Raw genomic sequence first — 19,130 nt, 5'->3', positions numbered from 1 at the left:
GCGCGCGGACGGTACGGACATCGGGGGTGGCGGGTGCGGGCCGGACCGGCGAGTCAGCAGGGGATGCGGTGGGCCAACCTGGCCCTGGTGCTGGGCGAGATCGCGGCCGGGCCGTGCTCCCGCGCGGCCGTGGCCGGGGCGACCGGCCTGACCCGGGCGGCGGTCTCCTCACTGGTCGAGGAGCTGCTGACGGCCGGGTTGCTGACCGAGGCCGGCCCGACCGCACCGAACGGCCGGGTCGGCCGACCGGGCAGTGAACTGACGCTCAATCCGGACGGGCCGGCCGGGATCGGCGGCGAGATCGGGGTCGAGCACCTGGCCGCCTGCGTGGTCGACCTCCGGGGCGAGGTGCGCAGCTGGCACCGGCTGGAGACCGGCAACCGGGGCCGCAGTCCCGCCGCCGTCCTGGCGGACCTGGCCCAGCTGCTCCACCGGGCCGCCGCCGAGGCGGGGCTCAGGCCCGCCGGGCTGACCCTGGCCGTGCCCGGACTGGTCGGCGCGGCGACCGGGGTGATCGCGGGCGCGGCCAACCTGGGGTGGACCGACGTGCCCGCCACCGCCGAACTGCGCTCCGCCCTCCGGGCCGTGGGCGCCGCCGAGCTGGCCGCACTGCCGATCGAGGTCGCCAACGAGGCCAACCTCGGTGGCCTGGCCGAACTCTGGCTGGCCGGCCGCCCCGACGACTTCTGCCACCTCTCGGCCGAGGCCGGGATCGGCTCGGCCATCGTGATCGACGGTCAACTGCTGCGCGGCGCCCGGGGCTTCGCGGGTGAACTGGGCCACGTGACGGTCTGGCCGGACGGCCCGCCCTGCGCCTGCGGCGCCCGGGGGTGCCTGGAGCAGTACGCCGGCGAGACCGCCGTCCTGCGGGCGGCGGGCCTGGAGGGCGTCGGGGGCGACTGGGTCGCCCTGCTGGCAGAACGGGCCGCCGCGGGGGACCCGGCGGTGCTGGCCGCACTGGCGGGCGCCGGGTCCGCCCTTGGCATCGCGGCGGCGGGGGCGGTGAACCTGCTCGACCCGCAGGCCGTCGTGCTCGGTGGCGGCTACGCCGAGCTGAGCGACTGGCTGCTCCCCACCATGCGGGCCGAGCTCACCGCCCGGGTCACCGTCCGCCCCTGGAACGAGGCCTGGCTCTCCGTCTCCCCCCTCGGCCGCAGGGGCCCCCTCCTGGGCGCCGCGGTGGGCGTCGTCCGCCGCATCATCGCCAACCCGGGCGCGTACGCGGGCGCCTGACCGCTCAGACGGTCACGTGCTCCCGCCCGTACCGGGGGCGCCGGATCACCGCTGCCATGGTGACCCCGACCCCCACCACGGCCCAGGCGGCGAGGACGAGCAGGGGTACGAGAACGTTGGTGCCGCCGAAGTACGCGATCGAGCGGGCCACGTCGGTGCCGGCGCCGTTCGGGATCCAGGCTCCGATCGCGCGCCAGAAGGCGGGCATCATCGGCGGCGGGAACACCCCGCCCGCACTCGGATTGCCGAGCACGACGAAGATCAGCACCGCCAGCCCGATCCCGATCACGTCGAAGAGGCACTCGAACGCCATGGTGATCGCTCCGACCGCGAACACCACCAGGCTGCCCAGGCCGATCAGTCCCCAGCTGGAGCCGGGCAGTGCGCCGAGCACGGGCCCGATGATGACCGCGCCGCCGATCCCGGCCGCGACGGAGTACAGGGCGAGCGTGCCGAGCCGGATCACGGCGCGGCTCGGGTTGGCGGGGCGGGAGCCCGCACTGATGCCGAGGATCGAGGCGACCAGGTAGCCGCCGACGCACCAGCCGACCACCAGGTAGAACGAGGACAGGCCCTCGGCGTCGCCCTTGGCGAGCGGGACGACGTCCTCGACCACGACCGTCCGGCCCTGGCTCTTGTCCACGGCGCTGACGACGGTCTCGGCGGCCCTCGCGGCGGCCGGGCCACGGGCGTCGGCGACCAGCAGAGTGTCCTGGGTGCCCGACGGGTCGAAGAGCCAGGCGGCGTAGATCTTCTGGTCCTTCATCCTGGCGACGGCGTCGTCCCGGTCGGTCGCGGTGCTGGCGCGGACGGCGTCGTCCGGTACGCCCTCCAGCGCGCCGACCAGCTTCGGGCTCACCTGCGGGGGCGCGACCACCGCGATCGACAGCTCGTGCGGGGTCGGGTGGTGCAGGGCCCCGACGTACGAGGTGATGAACCCGAGCTGCAGCAGCAGCACCGCGATCACCAGTATTGCGGCGCGGGGGGTGACCGCGTCCTTGAGTTCCGCGACGAATCCCTGGCGGCCTGGGTCGGCCATGAAGCTCTCCTTAGAACGCAAACGGGTGCGAAACGGATACTTCATATCATGAAACAGTTGTGGATCACCGGAGGCTCGACTGCGGGATACTGGCGCCATGACCGATCGGGCAGCTGACCACCGGACCGCCGAGCAGGCGTTGATCGCCGTGGAGCGCGAGGTCGCGGTGCTGTTCCGGCGGGGCCGGGCGCGGGCGGCGGAGATGTCCCGGGAGGTGCATCCGGCGCTGGAGGGTGTGGCGTACAGCATGCTCGGCTTCATCCAGGAGCGCGGGCAGGTCCGGCTGACCGACATCGGGCTGCACTTCGGTGTGGGCAAGGCCACCATCAGTCGGCAGGTCAAGGTGCTGGAGGAGCTGGAGCTGGTCACCCGGGAGACCGACCCGCTGGACCGGCGCTCCTCGCTGGTCTCGCTCACCCCGGACGGCGAGGCCCGCTACGTGGCCGCTCGGAGCGGTCGGCTGGGCCGGTTCCGGGACATGCTGGACAGCTGGGAGAGTGCCGACGTGGCCCAACTCGCCGATCTCCTCAAGCGGTTCAACGACGCGATCGGCGAGCCCAAGCTCGGCTGACCCCGAGGCCAATTGTTGCCTATGTCAACCATCTCGTCCTATGGTTGCTCAAGGCAACGAAAATCCAGGCCGAAGGACCCGCATGACCACACCGTCAGAACCCGCGCCCATGACCCACCGTCAGGTCCTCGAAGCCCTCTCCGGGCTGCTGCTCGGCCTCTTCGTGGCGGTGCTCTCCTCCACCGTCGTCGCCAACGCGCTGCCGCACATCCTGACCGACCTGCACGGCGGCCAGACCGCGTACACCTGGGTGGTCACCGCCGCGCTGCTCTCGCTCACCGCGGCCACCCCGATCTGGGGCAAGCTCTCCGACCTGGTCAGCCGCAAGCTGTTGGTGCAGATCGCCCTGGTGATCTACATCGTCTCCTCCGCGCTGGCCGGGCTCTCCCAGAACACCGGCCAGCTGATCGCCTGCCGGGTGCTCCAGGGCATCGGGGCGGGCGGCGTCACCGCGCTGGCCCAGATCTGCCTGGCCGCCATGGTCCCGCCGCGCGAACGCGGCCGGTACAGCGGCTACTTCGGCGCGGTCTTCGCGCTGGCCACCATCGGCGGCCCGCTGATCGGCGGCGTGGTGGTGGACACCAGCTGGCTGGGTTGGCGGTGGTGCTTCTACCTGGGCATCCCGTTCTCGCTGATCGCCATCGTGGTGCTGCAGCGGACCCTGCGGCTGCCGGTGGTCCGCCGCAAGGCGAAGATCGACTACCTCGGGGCGACGCTGATCACCGCCTCGGTCAGCCTGCTGATGATCTGGATCTCGCTGGCCGGTGACAGCTACCCGTGGCTCTCCTGGCAGACCCTGGCGATGGTCGGCGGTGGGTTCGCACTGGCCGTGCTGTTCGTGCTGGCCGAGCGCCGGGCGGCCGAGCCGATCATCCCGCTGGACCTGTTCCGGCACCGCACGGTCACGCTGTCCGCGATCGCCAGCGTGCTGATCGGGGTCGGGATGTACGGCGCGACCACCTTCCTCAGCCAGTACTTCCAGCTGGCCCGGCGGGAGTCGCCTACCATGGCCGGCCTGCTGACCCTGCCGATGATCCTCGGCCTGGCGGTCTCCTCCACCGTCGCGGGCCGGCTGATCACCCGGTACGGCCGCTGGAAGGCGTACCTGGTGGCCGGTACCGGCATGCTCGCGGTCGGCTTCGCCCTGCTCGGCACGGTCAGGGACGACACCCCGTACGCGATGCTGGCGGTGGCGATGGCGATCACCGGTATCGGCCTCGGGCTGACCATGCAGAACCTGGTGCTGGCCGTGCAGAACACCGTGCCCCGGCACGAACTCGGCACCGCCAGCTCCACGGTCACCTTCTTCCGGACCATGGGCGGGGCGATGGGCGTCTCCGCTCTCGGCGCGCTGCTCTCGCACCAGGTCACCCGGCACCTGACGGACAGTCTGGCCGCCGCCCACCTGCCGACCGGGGCCGTCGGCGGCGGCATCCCGGACCTCCGGACCCTGCCCGCCCCCGTGGTCCCGCTGGTCACCGACGCCTTCGGCCACGGCGTCGCCACGGTCTTCCTCCTCGCCGCGCCGCTCGCTCTGCTGGCCTTCCTGGTGGTGCTGCTGATCCGCGAGGTGCCGCTGCGCACCACGCAGGACGACGCCCCGGCCGAGCGGCCGCGCGAGCTCGCCCGCGACTGAGTACCGACACGCCGCTGCCCTCCCCGTTGGCGGACGGGGAGGGCAGCGGCGTATCCGTACTTGCTAGCCCGCGATCAGGTAGAGGCCGTAGCCCACCACCGAGGCGCAGGCGGCGAAGCAGACCGAGGCACCGGCCAGCGCCAGGTTGGCGCGGCCAGATCCGCCGGCGCCGGCCCCGGCGGCCTCCTGGGCGGCCTCGCGGCGGGACAGCGCCAGGATGCCGAGGGCGAAGACGGCGACGGTGGCGACGGTGATGACGAAGCTGGCGCCGGCGGTCTGGGCCAGGGCGGCCCACTTGATGCTCATGGTCATGAGGGGAAGCCTTCCGGGCTCAGGCCGCGACGGTGGTCGTGGCGGGGGTGGGGAGCGGGGCCTGCGGGACCTCGACCGGGGTGACGTCGGTGTCGTTGACGTTGTCGGCATGCACCGGCTGGCGGCGGGAGAGCATCCACATCGCGCCGGAACCGGCCACCAGCGCGGCGCCGACCAGTACGACGCCCCAGGTGCCCTGGTCCGCGACGAAGGCGGCCAGACCGGCCACGGTGGCGGCGGCGGGCAGCGTCAGCCCCCAGGTGTAGACCATCCGGCGGGCCATGCTCCAGCGCACCTCGCCCTTCGGGCCGCCGAGACCGGCGCCCATGATGCCGCCCGAGCAGACCTGGGTGGTCGACAGGCCGTAGCCCATGTGCGAGGAGGTGAGGATCACGGTGGCGGCCGCAGCCTCGGAGGAGAAGCCCTGCGGGGGCTGGATGTCGGTGAGGCCCTTGCCCATCGAGCGGATGATCCGCCAGCCGCCCATGTAGGTGCCGATCGCGATCGCCGCACCGGCGCTGACGATGACCCAGGTGGGGGGCAGCGCGCCCTTCGGCAGGGCGCCGACCGAGACCAGGGTCAGGGTGATGATGCCCATCGTCTTCTGGGCGTCGTTGGTGCCGTGGGCGAGCGAGATCAGCGAGGCGGAGAAGATCTGCCCGGTCCTGAAGCCCTTGTTGGTGGCCTTCTCGCGGCCGCCGCGGGTGATCCGGTAGGCCAGCTTGGTGGCGCCCCAGGCAGCCAGGCCGGCCACGATCGGCGAGGCGACCGCCGGGATCAGGATCTTGGAGAGGACGACGCCGAAGTTCACGCCGTTCAGCCCGACGCCGACGACGGTGGCGCCGATCAGGCCGCCGTACAGCGCGTGCGAGGAGCTGGAGGGCAGGCCCCTCAGCCAGGTCAGCAGGTTCCAGAGGATCGCGCCGACCAGGGCGGCGAAGATGATCGAGGGCTGGAGGCCTGCCTTCTCGTTGACGATGCCGCCGGAGATGGTGGTGGCGACCTTCACCGAGAGGAAGGCCCCGGCGAAGTTGAGGACCGCAGCGATGGTGACCGCGACCTTCGGGCGGAGGGCTCCCGTGGCGATGGAGGTGGCCATCGCGTTAGCGGTGTCGTGGAAGCCGTTGGTGAAGTCGAAGGCGAGCGCCGTGATGATCACAACGGCCACCAGGAACGTGATGTGTTCCATAACCCAAACAATCGTCGTAGTTGTCGGACTGACGCTGGTGTCACGGGTGACGGTAGGGAGGGTTGGTGAACGGAAGGTGAACTCAGACGGGAGCTGTGGTTCCGAGAGTGTCGCCGAGGTGTCCGGAGCGCTTCCGTTGTGTGGCGGCGGGGCCGTGGGGCAGGCGATTTGGGGGACAAGCTCCGGCTTGGTGATGGTTTGTTGAGAGCTGTCTCACATCCAAGCTGAACTTGCCCTGAGAATTCTTCCGACTGCCCGGTAGCCCCCTGTCTGGATCCGGGGGGCGCGTGGCAGGATCGGGAGCGAATTGCCGGGTGGGACGCGGCAAGGTCAAGGTCGGGGACTACGGGGAGGGGCGAGCTGATGCGCGCTGGGGTTCGGACGACGGAGAACGGCGTGCGGCCCTGGGTGCGAGCCGCGCTGCGTTGCGGGGCGGTGCTGGCCCTGGCCTCGCTCGCGTTCGGCACGGCGGGTACGGCGTTCGCCGCGCCCTCGCCGCCTGTCCCGGTCGCCTCCGGAGCGGACCCACTGGCCCAGGCCAAGGCCACCCTCGGTCCGATGCTGGACCGGCTGCACGAGCTGTACCGGGAGGCCGAGGCGGCCACCGAGCAGTACAACGGGACGGTCGCCAAACTCGCCACCCAGCAGGCCACCGTCGCCGACCTCAAGGTCCGGCTGGAGCACCAGCAGGCCGCCGTGGACGCCGGTAGCGACCTGGCCTCCCAGCTGGCCGCGGCCCAGTACCGGAACGGCAACGCGTCCGACCTCGCCGAGCTGCTGCTCAGCGACTCCCCGTACGAGGCGGCGGTGGTGGTCGAGCTGATGAACGCGGCCGGCCGGTCGCAGAGCGAGTTCCTGGACCGGTTGAAGGGCGACCGGGCCACCCTGACGGTGCTTCAGCAGCTCGCCGAGGCGACCCTCGCCCAGGCCCAGGCGCTGGCCACCCAGCAGGAGGCCGGCAAGGCCGACGTGGCGCGACGGCTGGCCGAGGTCGAGCAGATGGTCAGCTCGCTCACCGGGGCCCAGCGCAGCGAACTGGAGCAGCTGGAGAAGAACCAGGCGGACGAGGCGCAGCTGGCCTTCCTCGCCTCGGGCGCGCTGGGCAAGGGGGAGCGCACGCCCTCGCAGGCCGGGCGCAAGGCGGTCGCCTTCGCGCTGGCCCAGCTCGGCAAGGACTACCTCTGGGGCGGCACCGGGCCGGACAAGTTCGACTGCTCCGGGCTCACCTCGCAGGCCTGGCTCGCCGCCGGGGTGACCATCCCCCGGGTCAGCCAGGACCAGTGGTCCGAGCTGACCAAGGTGCCGCTGAACCAGCTCCGCCCCGGCGACCTGGTGGTCTACTTCGCCGGTGCGTCGCACATCGCGATGTACATCGGCGGTGGTCTGGTGGTGGTGGCGCCCCGTACCGGTGCGGTGATCAAGGTCGCGCCGATCGGCGCGCTGCCGATCCTCGGCGCGGTCCGGCCCGACCCGCAGTCGGCCTCGGACGACCCGGGCGGCAGCTGGAAGGTGCCCGAGCTGCCCAAGGAGGCGGACGCGGTGACGCCCATTCAGCCGTCCAAGCCGGAGAACCTGCCGAAGCCGCCGGTCACCACCTCGCCGACCACCCCGACCGTGCCGCCGGTCACCACCTCGCCGACCACCCCGACCGTGCCGCCGGTCACCACCTCGCCCACCGGCACGCCGTCGGACAGCTCCTCCCCGAGCACCGGGACGGGCTCGCCCTCGCCCTCGGGCTCCACCTCGCCGACCGGTACGCCCACCGGCTCGGCGTCGGCCTCGGCATCCGCCGCCGCCTCGGTGTCCGCCTCCAGGAAGGACGCGCTCAGCTCGCCGAGCACCACCGGCTGACGGCGGCCCCGCAGGGGTCAGGCCGCCGCAGGCTCGGGCCGGACCACCATCTCCGGACGGCCGGTGACGATCAGCCAGGCCGGCAGCGCCGCGACGCAGAGCAGCGGAAGCAGCTCCAGGTCGGGCACGATGACCCCGGCCGTGAACAGGCTGAGCCGGTGTCGCCCATGGCGCAGGGTACCTCCGGCAGTGGGGTGAGCCGGTGTCGGATCAGGTGCAAATCGGACATGTCGGTCACTCGCGGGCGGAGTGTCGGCCAAGGAACCTGACGGTCAGCCGGTGCTGTCGGGCTCGAACCGGATCAGTACCGCCTTGGAGGTCGGCGTGTTGCTGATCTCGGCGGTCGAGTCCAGCGGCACCAGCACGTTGGTCTCCGGGTAGTACGCCGCCGCCCCGCCCCGGGCCATCGGGTAGTGCACCACCTGGAAGTGCGGGGCCCGGCGTTCGCTGCCGTCCACCCACTCGCTGACCAGATCGACGTACCCGCCCTCGACCAGACCGAGTTCGGCCGCGTCGGCCGGGTTGACCATGACCACCCGGCGGCCGCCGCTGATGCCCCGGTAGCGGTCGTCCAGGCCGTAGATCGTGGTGTTGTACTGGTCGTGCGAGCGGAGCGTCTGGAGCAGCAGCCGTCCGGCGGGCACCTCCGGGGCGGTCAGCGGGTTGACGGTGAAGTTGGCCTTCCCGGTGGCGGTCGGGAAGGTGCGGCTGTCGCGCGGACCGTGCGGCAGGGCGAAGCCGCCGGGGCGGTGGACCTTGGCGTTGAAGTCGTCGAATCCGGGCACCACCCGGGAGATCCGGTCCCGGATGGTGTCGTACGACTCGGCGAACCGCTCCCACGGCACGTCGTTCTCCTCGCCGAGGGCGGCCCTGGCCAGCCGGCAGACGATGGCCACCTCGGAGAGCAGCTGCTCGGACGGGGGCTGGAGGCCGCCGCGCGAGGAGTGCACCATGCCCATCGAGTCCTCGACGCTGACGAACTGGGCGCCGTCGGCGGTCCGGTCGCGGTCGGTCCGGCCGAGCGTGGGCAGGATCAGCGCCCGGGCGCCGGTGACCACGTGCGAGCGGTTCAGCTTGGTGGAGACGTGCACGGTCAGCGCGCAGCGGCGCATCGCGGCCTCGGTCACCTCGGTGTCCGGGGTGGCCGCGACGAAGTTGCCGCCCATCGCGAAGAACACCTTCACCCTGCCGTCGCGCATCGCCCGGATGGTGTCGACCGAGTCCAGCCCGTGGTGGCGCGGCGGCTCGAAGCCGAACTCCTTGCCCAGCGCGTCCAGGAAGGCCGGGGCCGGGCGTTCGAAGATGCCCATCGTGCGGTCGCCCTGCACGTTGCTGTGCCCGCGCACCGGGCAGACGCCCGCGCCCGGGCGGCCGACGTTGCCGCGCAGCAGCAGGAAGTTGACCACCTCGCGGATGGTCGGCACCGAGTGCCTGTGCTGGGTCAGGCCCATCGCCCAGCAGACGATGACCTTCTGCGCGTTCAGGGTCAGCTCGGCCAGCTGCTCGATCTGCTCCCACGGGAGGCCGGTGGCGGCGAGCACCTCGTCCCGGCCGGTGGCGGCCGCCTCGGCGGCGAACTCCTCGAAGCCCAGGCAGTGTTCGGCGACGAAGTCGTGGTCGACGCCGTCGTCGGCGGCCAGGATCAGCTGGTTCAGCGCCCGGAACAGCGCGAGGTCGCCGCCGAGCCTGATCTGCAGGAACAGGTCGGTCAGCTTGGTGCCCGCGCCGGCCAGGCCACGCGCGTTCTGCGGGTTCTTGAAGCGTTCGAGACCGGCCTCGGGCAGCGGGTTGACGCTGACGATCTTGGCGCCCGCCCGCTTGGCCCGCTCCAGTGCGGAGAGCATCCGGGGGTGGTTGGTGCCCGGGTTCTGCCCGGCCACGATGATCAGATCGGCCTGGTACAGGTCCTTCAGGCTGACGCTGCCCTTGCCCACCCCGAGGGTCTCCACCAGCGCCGAACCGGAGGACTCGTGGCACATGTTGGAGCAGTCCGGCAGGTTGTTGGTGCCGAGCTGACGGGCGAACAGCTGGTACGCGAAGGCCGCCTCGTTGCTGGTCCGGCCCGAGGTGTAGAAGGCGGCGGCGTCGGGGGTCGGCAGCTGCTTCAGCTCCTCGGCCACGATCGCGAAGGCACGCTCCCAGGAGACCGGGGTGTAGTGCTTCGCGCCCGCCTCCAACAGCATCGGCTCGGTCAGGCGGCCCTGCTGGCCCAGCCAGTAGCCGGACCGCTCGGCCAGTTCGGCGACCGGGTGCTCGGCGAAGAACGCGGCGGTGATCCGGCGTTCGGTGGCCTCCTCGGCGACGGCCTTGGCGCCGTTCTCGCAGAACTCGGCGGTGTGGGTCCTGCCCGGTTCGGGCCAGGCGCAGCCGGGGCAGTCGAAGCCGTCGGGCTGGTTCACCTTCCGCAGGGTGGCCAGGGTCCGCCCGGGGCTCATCTGCTCGTGCGCCATCCGCAGACTGTGGGCCACCGCCGGGAGGCCGGCCGCCGCGTGCTGCGGGTCGGTGACCTTGGCCCGGTCCTGCGCCGGGTCGCTCTGCGGCGCCTGCTTCGCCATGACAGCCCTACTTCCTCGTACGGATCCGGCCCCAACCTTACGCAGGGCCGCACGGCGGGACGGGCGCCCGGGCATCCACCGCTACCTGCGCCGACGCAACACCAGCGACAGAAGGACGACTCAGGAGGCGGACGGCTCGATCTCCCCCGCGAAGACGATGAACTGGTCGATGAGGCTCCGTCGCAGATGTACGACGTCCGTTCCCGCCAGCCGGGGGCCGCCGTCAGGCGTGGTGAAGACCCACTGGTACCTGGCCCATTCGTCCGGCATGTCCACCGCTGAGCAGCGCACCATCGTGCCGGGCCCCGCCGGGTGACGCCGGATGTCCAGTACGAACCGCTCGACCGCCGCGATTCCCTCGCTGCGGCCCAACGGTCCCCAGAAGACCACGTCCGAGGTCAGGGCCTGGGAGAGCAGGGCAGTCACGTAGCTGTCGTCCGAGGCGTTGAACGCGGAGATGAACGTGTCGATCGCGGAGCGTGCGGTCTCTTCCTGCATGCCCCAGTAATACCAGCCGTTCCGCGCGCGCTCGTCCCCACGAGCCGCTTTCCGCCGTCGCCGAACCGACTGCCGAAAGGTTGGTCACTGTTCCCCTCCAGGCCACCGCCGTGTGGTGAACTCTCCTCGACGGGGCGGTAGTCGGGGGGAGCAGGGCTGATGCGGGCCGGGGACGTACTGGACGGCAAGTACGAGTTGATCGCGGAGATCGGCCGGGGCGGCTTCGGGGTGGTGTGGCGGGCCGTCGACACCCGGCTCGGCCGGGAGATCGCGGTCAAGGTGATCTCGGACTCGGCCGAGCTGGGCGCCGGTGACCTCGCCCGGTTCCGCCACGAGGCGCGCGCGGTGGCCAAATTGAACCACCCGCACATCGTCACCCTGCACGACCTCGGCGAGACCGTGACCGGCAGTCCGTACCTGGTAATGGAGCTGGTGCAGGGCCGCTCGCTGGCGGCGGTGGTCAAGCGGTCCAGACCCGGACTGCCGCAGGTGCTGGACTGGCTGGGCCAGGTCTGCGTGGCGCTGGCCGCCGCGCACCGGGCCGAGGTGGTGCACCGGGACATCAAGCCCGAGAACATCATGATCACCGACTCCGGCAGCGCCAAGGTGCTGGACTTCGGCATCGCCCGGCTGGACGGCCGCCCGGGCGGCCTGACCACCGTCGGGACGGTGATCGGCAGCCCGGTCTACCTGGCGCCGGAGCGCTGGGCGGACGGGCCGGTGGACGGCCGGGTGGACCTGTACGCGGTCGGCTGCATGCTGTACGAACTGTGCGTCGGGCAGCGGCCGTTCAACGCCGGGACGGTGGTCGGCCTGATGCGCCAGCACGTCGACCTGGACCCGCCGAGACCCCGGCAGCTCGCCCCGGAGCTGCCGCTTCCGCTGGAGCGGTTGATCCTCGACCTGATGGCCAAGAACCCGGCCGACCGCCCGGCCGACGGCCTTGAGGTGGCCCGGCGGCTGGCCGAGATCCGGCCCGGCAGGGTCGCCGAACTGCGGGCGCGGGCCGACGCCGTCTGGGCCCTCGGGGCGGCCGGCTCGCCCGCCGAGGCGGCCCGTCGACTCCCGCCGCTGATCGGCGCGTTCGCCCGCGAGTGCGGCCCGGACGACCCGCGCACCCTGCGGACCTGTCACGACCTGGCGCTCTGGCTCGCCGCCGACGGGCGGGTGCCCGAGGCGGTGGGCCTGCTCGGTGAACTGCTCGCCACCGGCCTCGACGGTCAGCAGGCCGAGGACGCCGCCCGCGACCTCGCCCGGCTGACCGTGCGGCTGCCGCCGAGGGCCGCCCCGGTCACCGGTCAGTTGGCGCCGCTGGTCGGCTGAGCCCGTACGGGATGCGCTCCAGCACCCCTTCGGTGAACAGCTCGTACAGCGGCAGCGTCTCCAGGTGCACGTACCCGATGTGACAGTCGCAGACCGGCAGGGGACAGGGTCGCTCGGCCAGTCCGGCGAGGTAGGAGCCGTCGTGGATGTTGCCGAGCGGGGTCCGGACGAAGTGGCAGCGCTGGACCGAGCCGTCGCCGAAGACCGAGATCACCGAGGAGCCCGTCCGGCAGCGGCGGCCCTCGCTCGGATGCGGCTCGCGGCTCCAGCCGAACAGCGGGTCCAGCGCCGTCCAGTCGGCGGCCTCGGCGTCGGTGTAGCTGCGGCCCTCGGCGGCGTTGATCCAGAGGTAGACCTCGGGGCGCAGCGCAGCCCTGAACTCCCGGGCCGCCACCAGGTGTTCCGGCTGCCCGACCACGCCGACGCTGTACCGGACGCCGAGCGCGTCCAGCTCCCGGCACTTGGTCAGCAGCCGGTCCTGCGCGACCTGCCCCGGGTGGTACGTCACCCAGAGCGCGAGGCTCGCCGGGTCGCCCTCGGCCAGCCAGTCGGTGCGGCAGCTCAGGTTGGTCTGGATCGCCACCCGGCGGACGTTCGGCAGCAGGCTCAGCCGCACCATCGCCCGGCGGTACCAGGACCGCACCAGCCCTTCGCCCCAGGGGGTGAACAGCACCGAGACGGCAGGCTGTTCGGCCACCCAGTCGCAGAACCGCTCCAGCGCGGCGCGGTCCTCCCGCAGGGTGTCGGGGCTGTCCCGGCGCTTGGCGAACGGGCAGTACGGGCAGTCGTAGTCGCAGGAGGCCAGCGGGCCCCGATACAGGACGGTCAACTCCGGCTGAGTGCCCGGGAGTCCGAGGTAGGTGCTCACCGGGCGATGTGCCCGTCCATCCGTCCCCGCACGGCGGGGGAGAACAGCGCAGGGCCGACCGCGTCCGAGTACGCCAGCCCCTCGGCCGTCAGCGCCAGCCGGTCGGGGCCGTCCGCCAGCCAGCCGCGCTCGGCGAAGCGGGCCAGCTCGACCGGGAAGTCCTCGGCCGGGGTGGAGCCGAACCGGCTCCGGTAGTCGGCGAGTTCGAGTCCGTCGGCCTGCAGCAGCGACTGCAGCAGGTGCCGTCGGCGGGCCTCGTCCCGGTCCATCGGCCAGCCCCGTTCGGCGTGCGCGAAGTCGGTGGTGGTCACGTAGTCGTCGATGATGCCGCGCACCTCGGTGGCGTTCACCGCGTAGTCGAAGGAGTAGTGCAGCCCGGCGGTGTACGAGCGGGCGCCGCAGCCCAGGCCCACCATGCCGTCGGTCTGGCAGCTGTACTCGCCCGTCACCTCGGCCGCCGCGCCGGCCCGGCGGAACATCCGCATCGACACCTGCCGGTACCCGTGCGCCAGCAGGTGATCCCGGCCCGAGCGGTAGAGCGCCAGCCGCTGGTCGTCCCAGTCCTGCGGCGTGGACCGGCGGGCCAGTCCGGTCAACGGCCGCACGTAGAGCGGGTAGAGGTAGAGCTCCTCCGGTCGCCAGGCCAGTGCCGCGTCGATCGAGCGCAGCCAACTCGCCCCGGTCTGGCCGTCGATGCCGTAGATCAGGTCGATGTTCAGCACCGGGAAGCCGGCCGCCCTGATCCGGCCGAGCGCCGCCTCGACCGCCGCCCGCTTCTGCGGACGGACGGCGGATCTGGCCTCCTCGTCCAGGAAAGACTGCACCCCGAGGCTGAGCCGGGTGGTGCCCCGGTCCGCCAGCACCTCCAGCCGGTCGGTGGTGGCGGTGTCCGGAGAAGCCTCGACCGACAGCGGGACGGCCCGCAGGTCCACCCCCATCCGCTGCTCCGTCAGATCGCAGAGCCGCTCCAGCTCCCGCGCCGTCAGGTAGGTGGGCGTGCCGCCGCCGAAGGCCGCCACCGCGAACCGGGCATCCTCGTCCAGCGCGGCCCGGACGGCGACCGCCTGGCGCTCCAGCGCGTCCAGGTAGGCGGTGGTCAGCCCGTCAGGGCTGCCGATCCGGGTGAACAGGTTGCAGAACCCGCAGCGTACCTCGCAGAACGGGATGTGCAGGTAGAGGGAGAGCGCGTCCTGTGGCTCGCCCGCCCAGAGCTCGCGCAGGGCCGGCCGGGGTGCCAGCGGCCGGTACGCGGTTTTGTGCGGGTAGGCGTAGACGTAGGACTCGTACGGCCTCATGAGTCGATCCCCTGGCTTCCGGCGGGCAGGACGAAGTGCGCGTACGGGACGGTCCAGACCACCTCGTGGCCGATCCGGTGCCCGGTCCAGCCGTCCTCGCCGTAGGCGGTGCCGTGGTCGGAGCAGACGATGGCGAAGCACGGGCGGCGGCGGCTCATCGCCGCGAACAGCCGCCCGATGTGCGCGTCCACGTACTCCAGCGCGGCGGCGTGGCTGGCCCGGGTGTCGCCGTCCTCCTTGGTGGCGCCGGGCAGGTGGAACCAGTTCGGCTGGTGCAGTGCCGAGACGTTCAGCAGCAGGAACAGCGGTTGCCCGGGCGGTCGTTCGGCCGCCACCTGCTCGACCCTGGTCACCTGCGCCTCGAAGGAGGTCGGCGAGGGGACGCCGAACTCGGGCTCCCAGTGGCTCTCCTGGAACATCCCGGGCAGGACCGAACCGAGCGGGCCCTGCCTGTTGAAGAACCCCACCCCGCCGACGCAGACCGTCCGGTACCCGGCGGCGGCCAGCGCGGAGGGCAGATCGGGGGTGTCGAAGACCCAGGTCCGCTCCGCGGTGGTCTCCGAGCCGCCGAACCGGGCCGCGAACAGCCTCGGATGCGGCCCGGTCGGCGTGGCCGGGGTGGGCAGGAACCCGGCCAGGATGGCCTGGTGGGCGGCGTACGTGAAGCTGCCGGGGGAGTGCCTCCGCTCCCACCGGCCGCCCGGCAGTACGGCGGCGAGGTTGGGCAGCCGTCCGGCGGCCGTCAGTTCCTCGGCCACGTCGAAGCGGAGGGTGTCCAGGGTGACCAGCAGCAGGTCGTGGCTGCCGATCACCTCGTTCATGTCGGGGATCGTGGTCATCGTTCCGCTCCGGGTTCGGTGCCGAGTCGCGTGCCGGGTTCCGCGCCGAGCAGCGCTCGGACCTGTGCGCCGTAGGTGTCCAGTCCGGCGGCCGGACCTTCGGGCAGGCCGGGGAGGTTGGGGAGTAGGTCACCGAAGGCGTTCACCTCGCCCACGTACCAGCGGCGCCAGCCGGCGCCGGGGAGCACGTCGATGCCCACCATCGGGGAGCCGGGGAAGCAGCCGGCGACCCGTTCGCCCAGCTCCAGCAGCCCGGCCCAGTGCGGTCCTGCCGCTGCCCGGACCATGGCCAAGTCCCCCCGGGAGCCGCCCAGGTGAAGATTGGTCAGAGGACCGGGGCTGGTGCGGACCACCACGTGCGTGACCCTGCCGTGCACCGCGACCACCCGCAGGTCGGCCGACCGGCCGTGCTGGGACGCCTTCGGTATCCACCGCTCCACGTGCAGCCCGTCGGGGGCCAGCGCGTCCACGACGGCGGCGATCTCCGGCTCGGTGGTGTAGCTCCGGACCCGGAGCGAGTTGTGCAGGCCGGTGGGGGTCAGCTCGACCGAGGTGGTCGCCCGGAGCCGGCCGCCGGGGCCGAACTCCAGCGCCAGGACGCCGGCGGCGGAGGACGAGTGCGCGGGCTTCACGAACACCCGCCGGAGCCCGGCCCCGGCCAGCAGCGCCCGGAGCTCGGCCCAGCTCCCGGCCGTCCGGTCGAGCGCCTCGGGGACGGGGAGACCCGCGGCGGCGAGGCGCGCGTGGGTGCGGCGCTTGTCGAACATCACCGCGGTCTCGGCCGGATCGGCCAGCAGCCGGGCGCCGGGCGCCCGGTCGACCGCGGCCGTCAGGGTGGCGAGCCCGCCGAGCAGCCCCGCGTACCAGGCGGCCGAGCCCTCCACCCGGGTCGGCTGGTAGCCGGGGCCGCGCAGCAGCGCGTCCACGGCCGGGTCCTCGCCGGGAGAGTCCACCCTGACCAGGGCCCCGGCGGGGACGGCGACCTCGCCGCGCAGCACGTCCACCCAGGGCAGCACGGTCGGCGACGGCAGGCCGAAGGACCGGACCGCCGCCGCGAACAGCTCCACCCGGCGGTGGCCCGGGTGGCCGACGACGGCGATCACTCGCCGTTCGCCACGTAACGCCAGTCGTCGTCGGGCTGCTCCGGGTCCGAGAGGTCCAGCTCGACCCCGGCCGCGCCGAGGGTGTCGCGCAGGCGCTGCTGCATCCCCTCGGTGAGGTAGTGGTGGTGCAGGTCGAGGCGGCGCAGACGGGTCAGCCCGAGCAGTGCCTCCGCCCCGGCGTCGGTGAGGGTGCCGAGGGCCAGGCTGAGGCTCTCCAGCCGCTCGACCACGGCCGAGCCGGCCACTGCGGCGGCCAGCTCGTCCTGCATCTCGCTGTTCTCCAGGCCGAGCCGGCGCAGCGCGGGCAGCCGCTCGCCGCTCAGCACGGGAGCGAGGTCGGCCACCCCGGCGTCGCCGCCGTACTCGTCCACCCCGAGCCAGAGCTCCAGGCTCTCCAGGGCCGGGAAGTCGGACTCGCCGACCGCCCGGACCACCGAGGCCGGCAGACCGCCGGCCTCGAAGCGCAGCGCGCGCAGGCTCTCGTGACGCAGGGCCCGCAGGGCCAGCCCGCCCTTGCCGTCGTAGTCGGCGGAGGCGCCGCGCACCACCAGCTCCTCCAGCGCGGGGAAGGACTCCAGCAGCGGCGTCACGTCGGCGAGCTGGAGCCAGGAGATCTCGCACTCCTCGAAGGTGACCTCACCGAGGAACAGCGCCCGCAGCCCAACGAGCCGGCCGGCACTGCCGGTCAGCGCGGTGATCACCGGCTCGACCAGCTCGTACTCCTCCTCCCACCACGGCCCGATCACCAGCGCCCGGACCCGCTCCACCGGCACCGCCGCCAGGAACGCCGCCCAGACCGCGGCGAAGTCGCGGCCGCCCTCGTACTCGACCTGCACGCGCCAGGCCACCGACTCCGGGGCCGGCAGCTCGGTGCCCTCGGTGCCCGGGAAGTCGAAGACGGGCAGGCCGTGGAATTCGCCGATGTGTTCGCTGATCGCCATACCGGACTGTCTATCAGTTCGGCCGGACAACACCGGGCGGCCGGGGTGTCAACCGTGCGGGACGCCGATTCCGGGCCCCGGTGGCTTGGATGAATTGATAGGAACTGGCCGAGCGGTCCCCCCTGGTTCGCAGGACAAGCCCTTGATATACCTCGGATGTATAGGGCGGGAGAGGTGTGCGGCCTCCCTCGATGGCATGCGACGAACCAGGTGGTGATGGGCAGTGAAGCTCCTCCGTGTCGGCCCCCAGGGTGCTGAACGCCCTGTGGTGCTGAGCCAGGACGGCACCGCTTTCGACCTCTCCGGCCGGACCGGGGACATCGACGGGGCCTTCCTGGCCGGGCTCGACCCGGCCGAGCTGGCCCGGGCGGTGGCGGCCGGTGAGCTCCCGGCGACCGACATCACCGGCGAGCGCATCGGTGCACCGGTGGTGCGCCCGGGCAAGGTGATCGGCATCGGGCTCAACTACCGGGACCACGCGGCGGAGGCGGGTGCCGCGATCCCGGCCGAGCCGGTGGTCTTCCTGAAGCCGAGCAACACCGTGGTCGGCCCGTACGACGAGGTGCTGATCCCGCGCGGCGGCGAGAAGACCGACTACGAGGTCGAGCTGGCCATCGTGATCGGGCGGACCGCGCGCTACCTGGACAGCGAGGCCGAGGCGGCGACCGTGATCGCCGGGTACGCGGCGGTCAACGACGTGACCGAGCGGGCGTTCCAGTTCGAGCGCGGCGGCCAGTGGGACAAGGGCAAGTCCGCCGAGACCTTCACGCCGCTCGGCCCCTGGCTGGTGACCCCGGACGAGGTGGGCGACCCGCAGCGGCTGGAGCTCCGGCTCTGGGTCAACGGCGAACTCCGGCAGGACGGCCGCACGGCGGAGATGATCTTCCCGGTGTACGAGGTAGTGCGCTACCTCAGCCAGTTCATGGTCCTCGAACCGGGCGACGTCATCGTCACCGGCACCCCCGCCGGCGTCACCCTCGGCCGTCCGGGCACCCCCTTCCTCCAGCCCGAGGACGTGGTCGAACTGGAGGTCACCGGCCTCGGCCGGCAGCGGCAGGTGCTCGGCAAGGCCTGAGGATTTGGCCCTGGTCGACCTCTCTGCTCAGGGCGTCAGCAGCTGACCCAGTCGCGCCGTCAGGCCGGCCGCGCGCCCGCCGGGGCCCTCCTGGCCGAGCAGGCGAGTGAGGACTTCGGCGGTCTGGGGGTCGTGCAGGGCGGTGGCGGCGGTCATCACCACGAACTGGTCGAGCAGCCAGTCCCGGAGCGAGGCGGGCGGGATCTGCCGGCCCTCGTCCAGCCAGCTGAGCGCGGAGGCCTCGACCACCGAGATCCAGGAGCGGACCAGCAGGGTCAGCCGGGGCCCGGCGGCCTCCCGGACGCCGAGGTGACGGACCGTCCGGCGGAGGGCGGCCCGCCTGACCTCGTCCACGATGGCGCCGGTCCTGGCGGTCTCGACCACCGAGCCGCCGCGGAGCAGCGCGCCGTACCCGGTGTGGTGCTCGGCGACGAAGTCGAAGTAGCGGTCCAGGACGGCCGAGAGCTGCTCGGTCGGGGTGCCCTCGGGCGGGACGGTGAACCGGCTCGCCAGCTCCTCGGCGGCGCTGCGCAGGGCGGCCTCGTACAGCTGCTGCTTGCCGGCGAAGTAACGGTAGACCAGCGGGCGGGAGGCCCCGGCCGCCTCGGCGACGTCGTCCAGGCTCACCTCTTCCGGCGGCCGGGAGGCGAAGAGCTCCAGGGCGACGCCGATCAGCTGTTCGCGTCGCTGCTGCACCGGAAGCCGCCGGTAGCCGGGGCGCCGGGCCGCCGGATCGGACGAGGTCGTTGCGCTGACTGCCATGGCGGCCAGGGTAGCCGCCCGGTCGCCGTTTGCCGTCGTG

General features: G+C 72.6%; 17 protein-coding genes. 6 read left to right on the top strand and 11 right to left on the bottom strand.

Annotated elements, in window-relative coordinates:
* The first annotated feature begins 63 nt into the window (after window positions 1–63).
* Entirely contained in the window at window positions 64–1,233 is a 1,170-nt protein-coding gene (locus ACKUU6_RS12110) for an ROK family protein (RefSeq protein WP_407988509.1), read from the top strand.
* Window positions 1,234–1,237: 4 nt separating this feature from the next.
* On the opposite strand, the gene ACKUU6_RS12105 is transcribed toward ACKUU6_RS12110, so the two are convergent.
* Window positions 1,238–2,272, bottom strand: coding sequence for a DUF3533 domain-containing protein (locus tag ACKUU6_RS12105; protein ID WP_407988508.1), 1,035 nt, complete (start codon window positions 2,270–2,272; stop codon window positions 1,238–1,240).
* A gap of 97 nt (window positions 2,273–2,369) precedes the next feature.
* Here ACKUU6_RS12105 and ACKUU6_RS12100 point away from each other — a divergent pair, with 97 nt between their 5' ends.
* Window positions 2,370–2,843 (top strand): MarR family winged helix-turn-helix transcriptional regulator, encoded by a 474-nt coding sequence (locus tag ACKUU6_RS12100; RefSeq protein ID WP_407988507.1) that lies wholly within the window; start codon window positions 2,370–2,372, stop codon window positions 2,841–2,843.
* A gap of 109 nt (window positions 2,844–2,952) precedes the next feature.
* A complete protein-coding gene (locus tag ACKUU6_RS12095; protein ID WP_407988506.1) occupies window positions 2,953–4,479 on the top strand; it encodes an MDR family MFS transporter in 1,527 nt (508 codons plus the stop codon).
* A gap of 63 nt (window positions 4,480–4,542) precedes the next feature.
* On the opposite strand, the gene ACKUU6_RS12090 is transcribed toward ACKUU6_RS12095, so the two are convergent.
* Window positions 4,543–4,791, bottom strand: a complete 249-nt coding sequence (locus ACKUU6_RS12090; protein WP_407988505.1) for a hypothetical protein — start codon at window positions 4,789–4,791, stop codon at window positions 4,543–4,545.
* Window positions 4,792–4,810: 19 nt separating this feature from the next.
* Complete coding sequence (locus ACKUU6_RS12085; protein WP_407988504.1) at window positions 4,811–5,980, bottom strand: inorganic phosphate transporter; 1,170 nt, start codon at window positions 5,978–5,980, stop codon at window positions 4,811–4,813.
* 363 nt (window positions 5,981–6,343) lie between these two features.
* Here ACKUU6_RS12085 and ACKUU6_RS12080 point away from each other — a divergent pair, with 363 nt between their 5' ends.
* Window positions 6,344–7,831, top strand: coding sequence for a C40 family peptidase (locus tag ACKUU6_RS12080; RefSeq protein ID WP_407988503.1), 1,488 nt, complete (start codon window positions 6,344–6,346; stop codon window positions 7,829–7,831).
* Window positions 7,832–8,103: 272 nt separating this feature from the next.
* Here ACKUU6_RS12080 and ACKUU6_RS12075 read toward each other — a convergent pair whose 3' ends face one another.
* A complete protein-coding gene (locus ACKUU6_RS12075) occupies window positions 8,104–10,386 on the bottom strand; it encodes an FdhF/YdeP family oxidoreductase (protein ID WP_407988502.1) in 2,283 nt (760 codons plus the stop codon).
* A gap of 120 nt (window positions 10,387–10,506) precedes the next feature.
* On the bottom strand, window positions 10,507–10,884 hold the full coding sequence (locus ACKUU6_RS12070; RefSeq protein ID WP_407988501.1) for a nuclear transport factor 2 family protein: 378 nt from the start codon (window positions 10,882–10,884) through the stop codon (window positions 10,507–10,509).
* Between the two features lie 159 nt (window positions 10,885–11,043).
* Between ACKUU6_RS12070 and ACKUU6_RS12065 the strand changes: the two genes are divergently transcribed.
* The gene (locus tag ACKUU6_RS12065) at window positions 11,044–12,207 is read left to right on the top strand and encodes a serine/threonine-protein kinase (protein ID WP_407988500.1); all 1,164 of its coding nucleotides are present in this window, start codon (window positions 11,044–11,046) and stop codon (window positions 12,205–12,207) included.
* Here ACKUU6_RS12065 and ACKUU6_RS12060 read toward each other — a convergent pair.
* From ACKUU6_RS12060 to ACKUU6_RS12040, 5 genes are read right to left on the bottom strand one after another with little or no spacing between them, the layout of a single operon-like run.
* Entirely contained in the window at window positions 12,176–13,075 is a 900-nt protein-coding gene (locus ACKUU6_RS12060) for an STM4011 family radical SAM protein (RefSeq protein ID WP_407988499.1), read from the bottom strand. The genes ACKUU6_RS12065 and ACKUU6_RS12060 overlap by 32 nt on opposite strands.
* Window positions 13,072–14,370: an STM4012 family radical SAM protein gene (locus ACKUU6_RS12055; protein ID WP_407988498.1), complete on the bottom strand. Its 1,299-nt coding sequence runs from the start codon at window positions 14,368–14,370 to the stop codon at window positions 13,072–13,074. The genes ACKUU6_RS12060 and ACKUU6_RS12055 overlap by 4 nt, the downstream gene beginning before the upstream one ends.
* Window positions 14,367–15,191: an STM4013/SEN3800 family hydrolase gene (locus ACKUU6_RS12050; protein ID WP_407992102.1), complete on the bottom strand. Its 825-nt coding sequence runs from the start codon at window positions 15,189–15,191 to the stop codon at window positions 14,367–14,369. The genes ACKUU6_RS12055 and ACKUU6_RS12050 overlap by 4 nt, the downstream gene beginning before the upstream one ends.
* A gap of 14 nt (window positions 15,192–15,205) precedes the next feature.
* A complete protein-coding gene (locus ACKUU6_RS12045) occupies window positions 15,206–16,312 on the bottom strand; it encodes an STM4014 family protein (protein ID WP_407988497.1) in 1,107 nt (368 codons plus the stop codon).
* Window positions 16,309–17,253 carry an STM4015 family protein gene (locus tag ACKUU6_RS12040; protein ID WP_407988496.1) on the bottom strand — a complete coding sequence of 315 codons (945 nt, stop codon included), beginning with the start codon at window positions 17,251–17,253 and terminating at the stop codon, window positions 16,309–16,311. Before ACKUU6_RS12040 ends, ACKUU6_RS12045 begins: the two co-directional genes overlap by 4 nt.
* Before the next feature lie 223 nt (window positions 17,254–17,476).
* Between ACKUU6_RS12040 and ACKUU6_RS12035 the strand changes: the two genes are divergently transcribed.
* A complete protein-coding gene (locus ACKUU6_RS12035) occupies window positions 17,477–18,328 on the top strand; it encodes a fumarylacetoacetate hydrolase family protein (RefSeq protein ID WP_407988495.1) in 852 nt (283 codons plus the stop codon).
* 27 nt (window positions 18,329–18,355) lie between these two features.
* Here the strand turns inward: ACKUU6_RS12035 and ACKUU6_RS12030 are convergent, their stop codons facing one another.
* Entirely contained in the window at window positions 18,356–19,090 is a 735-nt protein-coding gene (locus ACKUU6_RS12030; protein ID WP_407988494.1) for a TetR/AcrR family transcriptional regulator, read from the bottom strand.
* Window positions 19,091–19,130: the final 40 nt, after the last annotated feature.

The organism is Kitasatospora sp. CMC57 (assembly GCF_045866025.2).
In the GTDB taxonomy this organism is placed as follows: Bacteria; Actinomycetota; Actinomycetes; order Streptomycetales; family Streptomycetaceae; genus Kitasatospora.
Note: the sequence above shows the minus strand (reverse complement) of the source record. Positions and strands in the feature narration are given on the sequence as shown.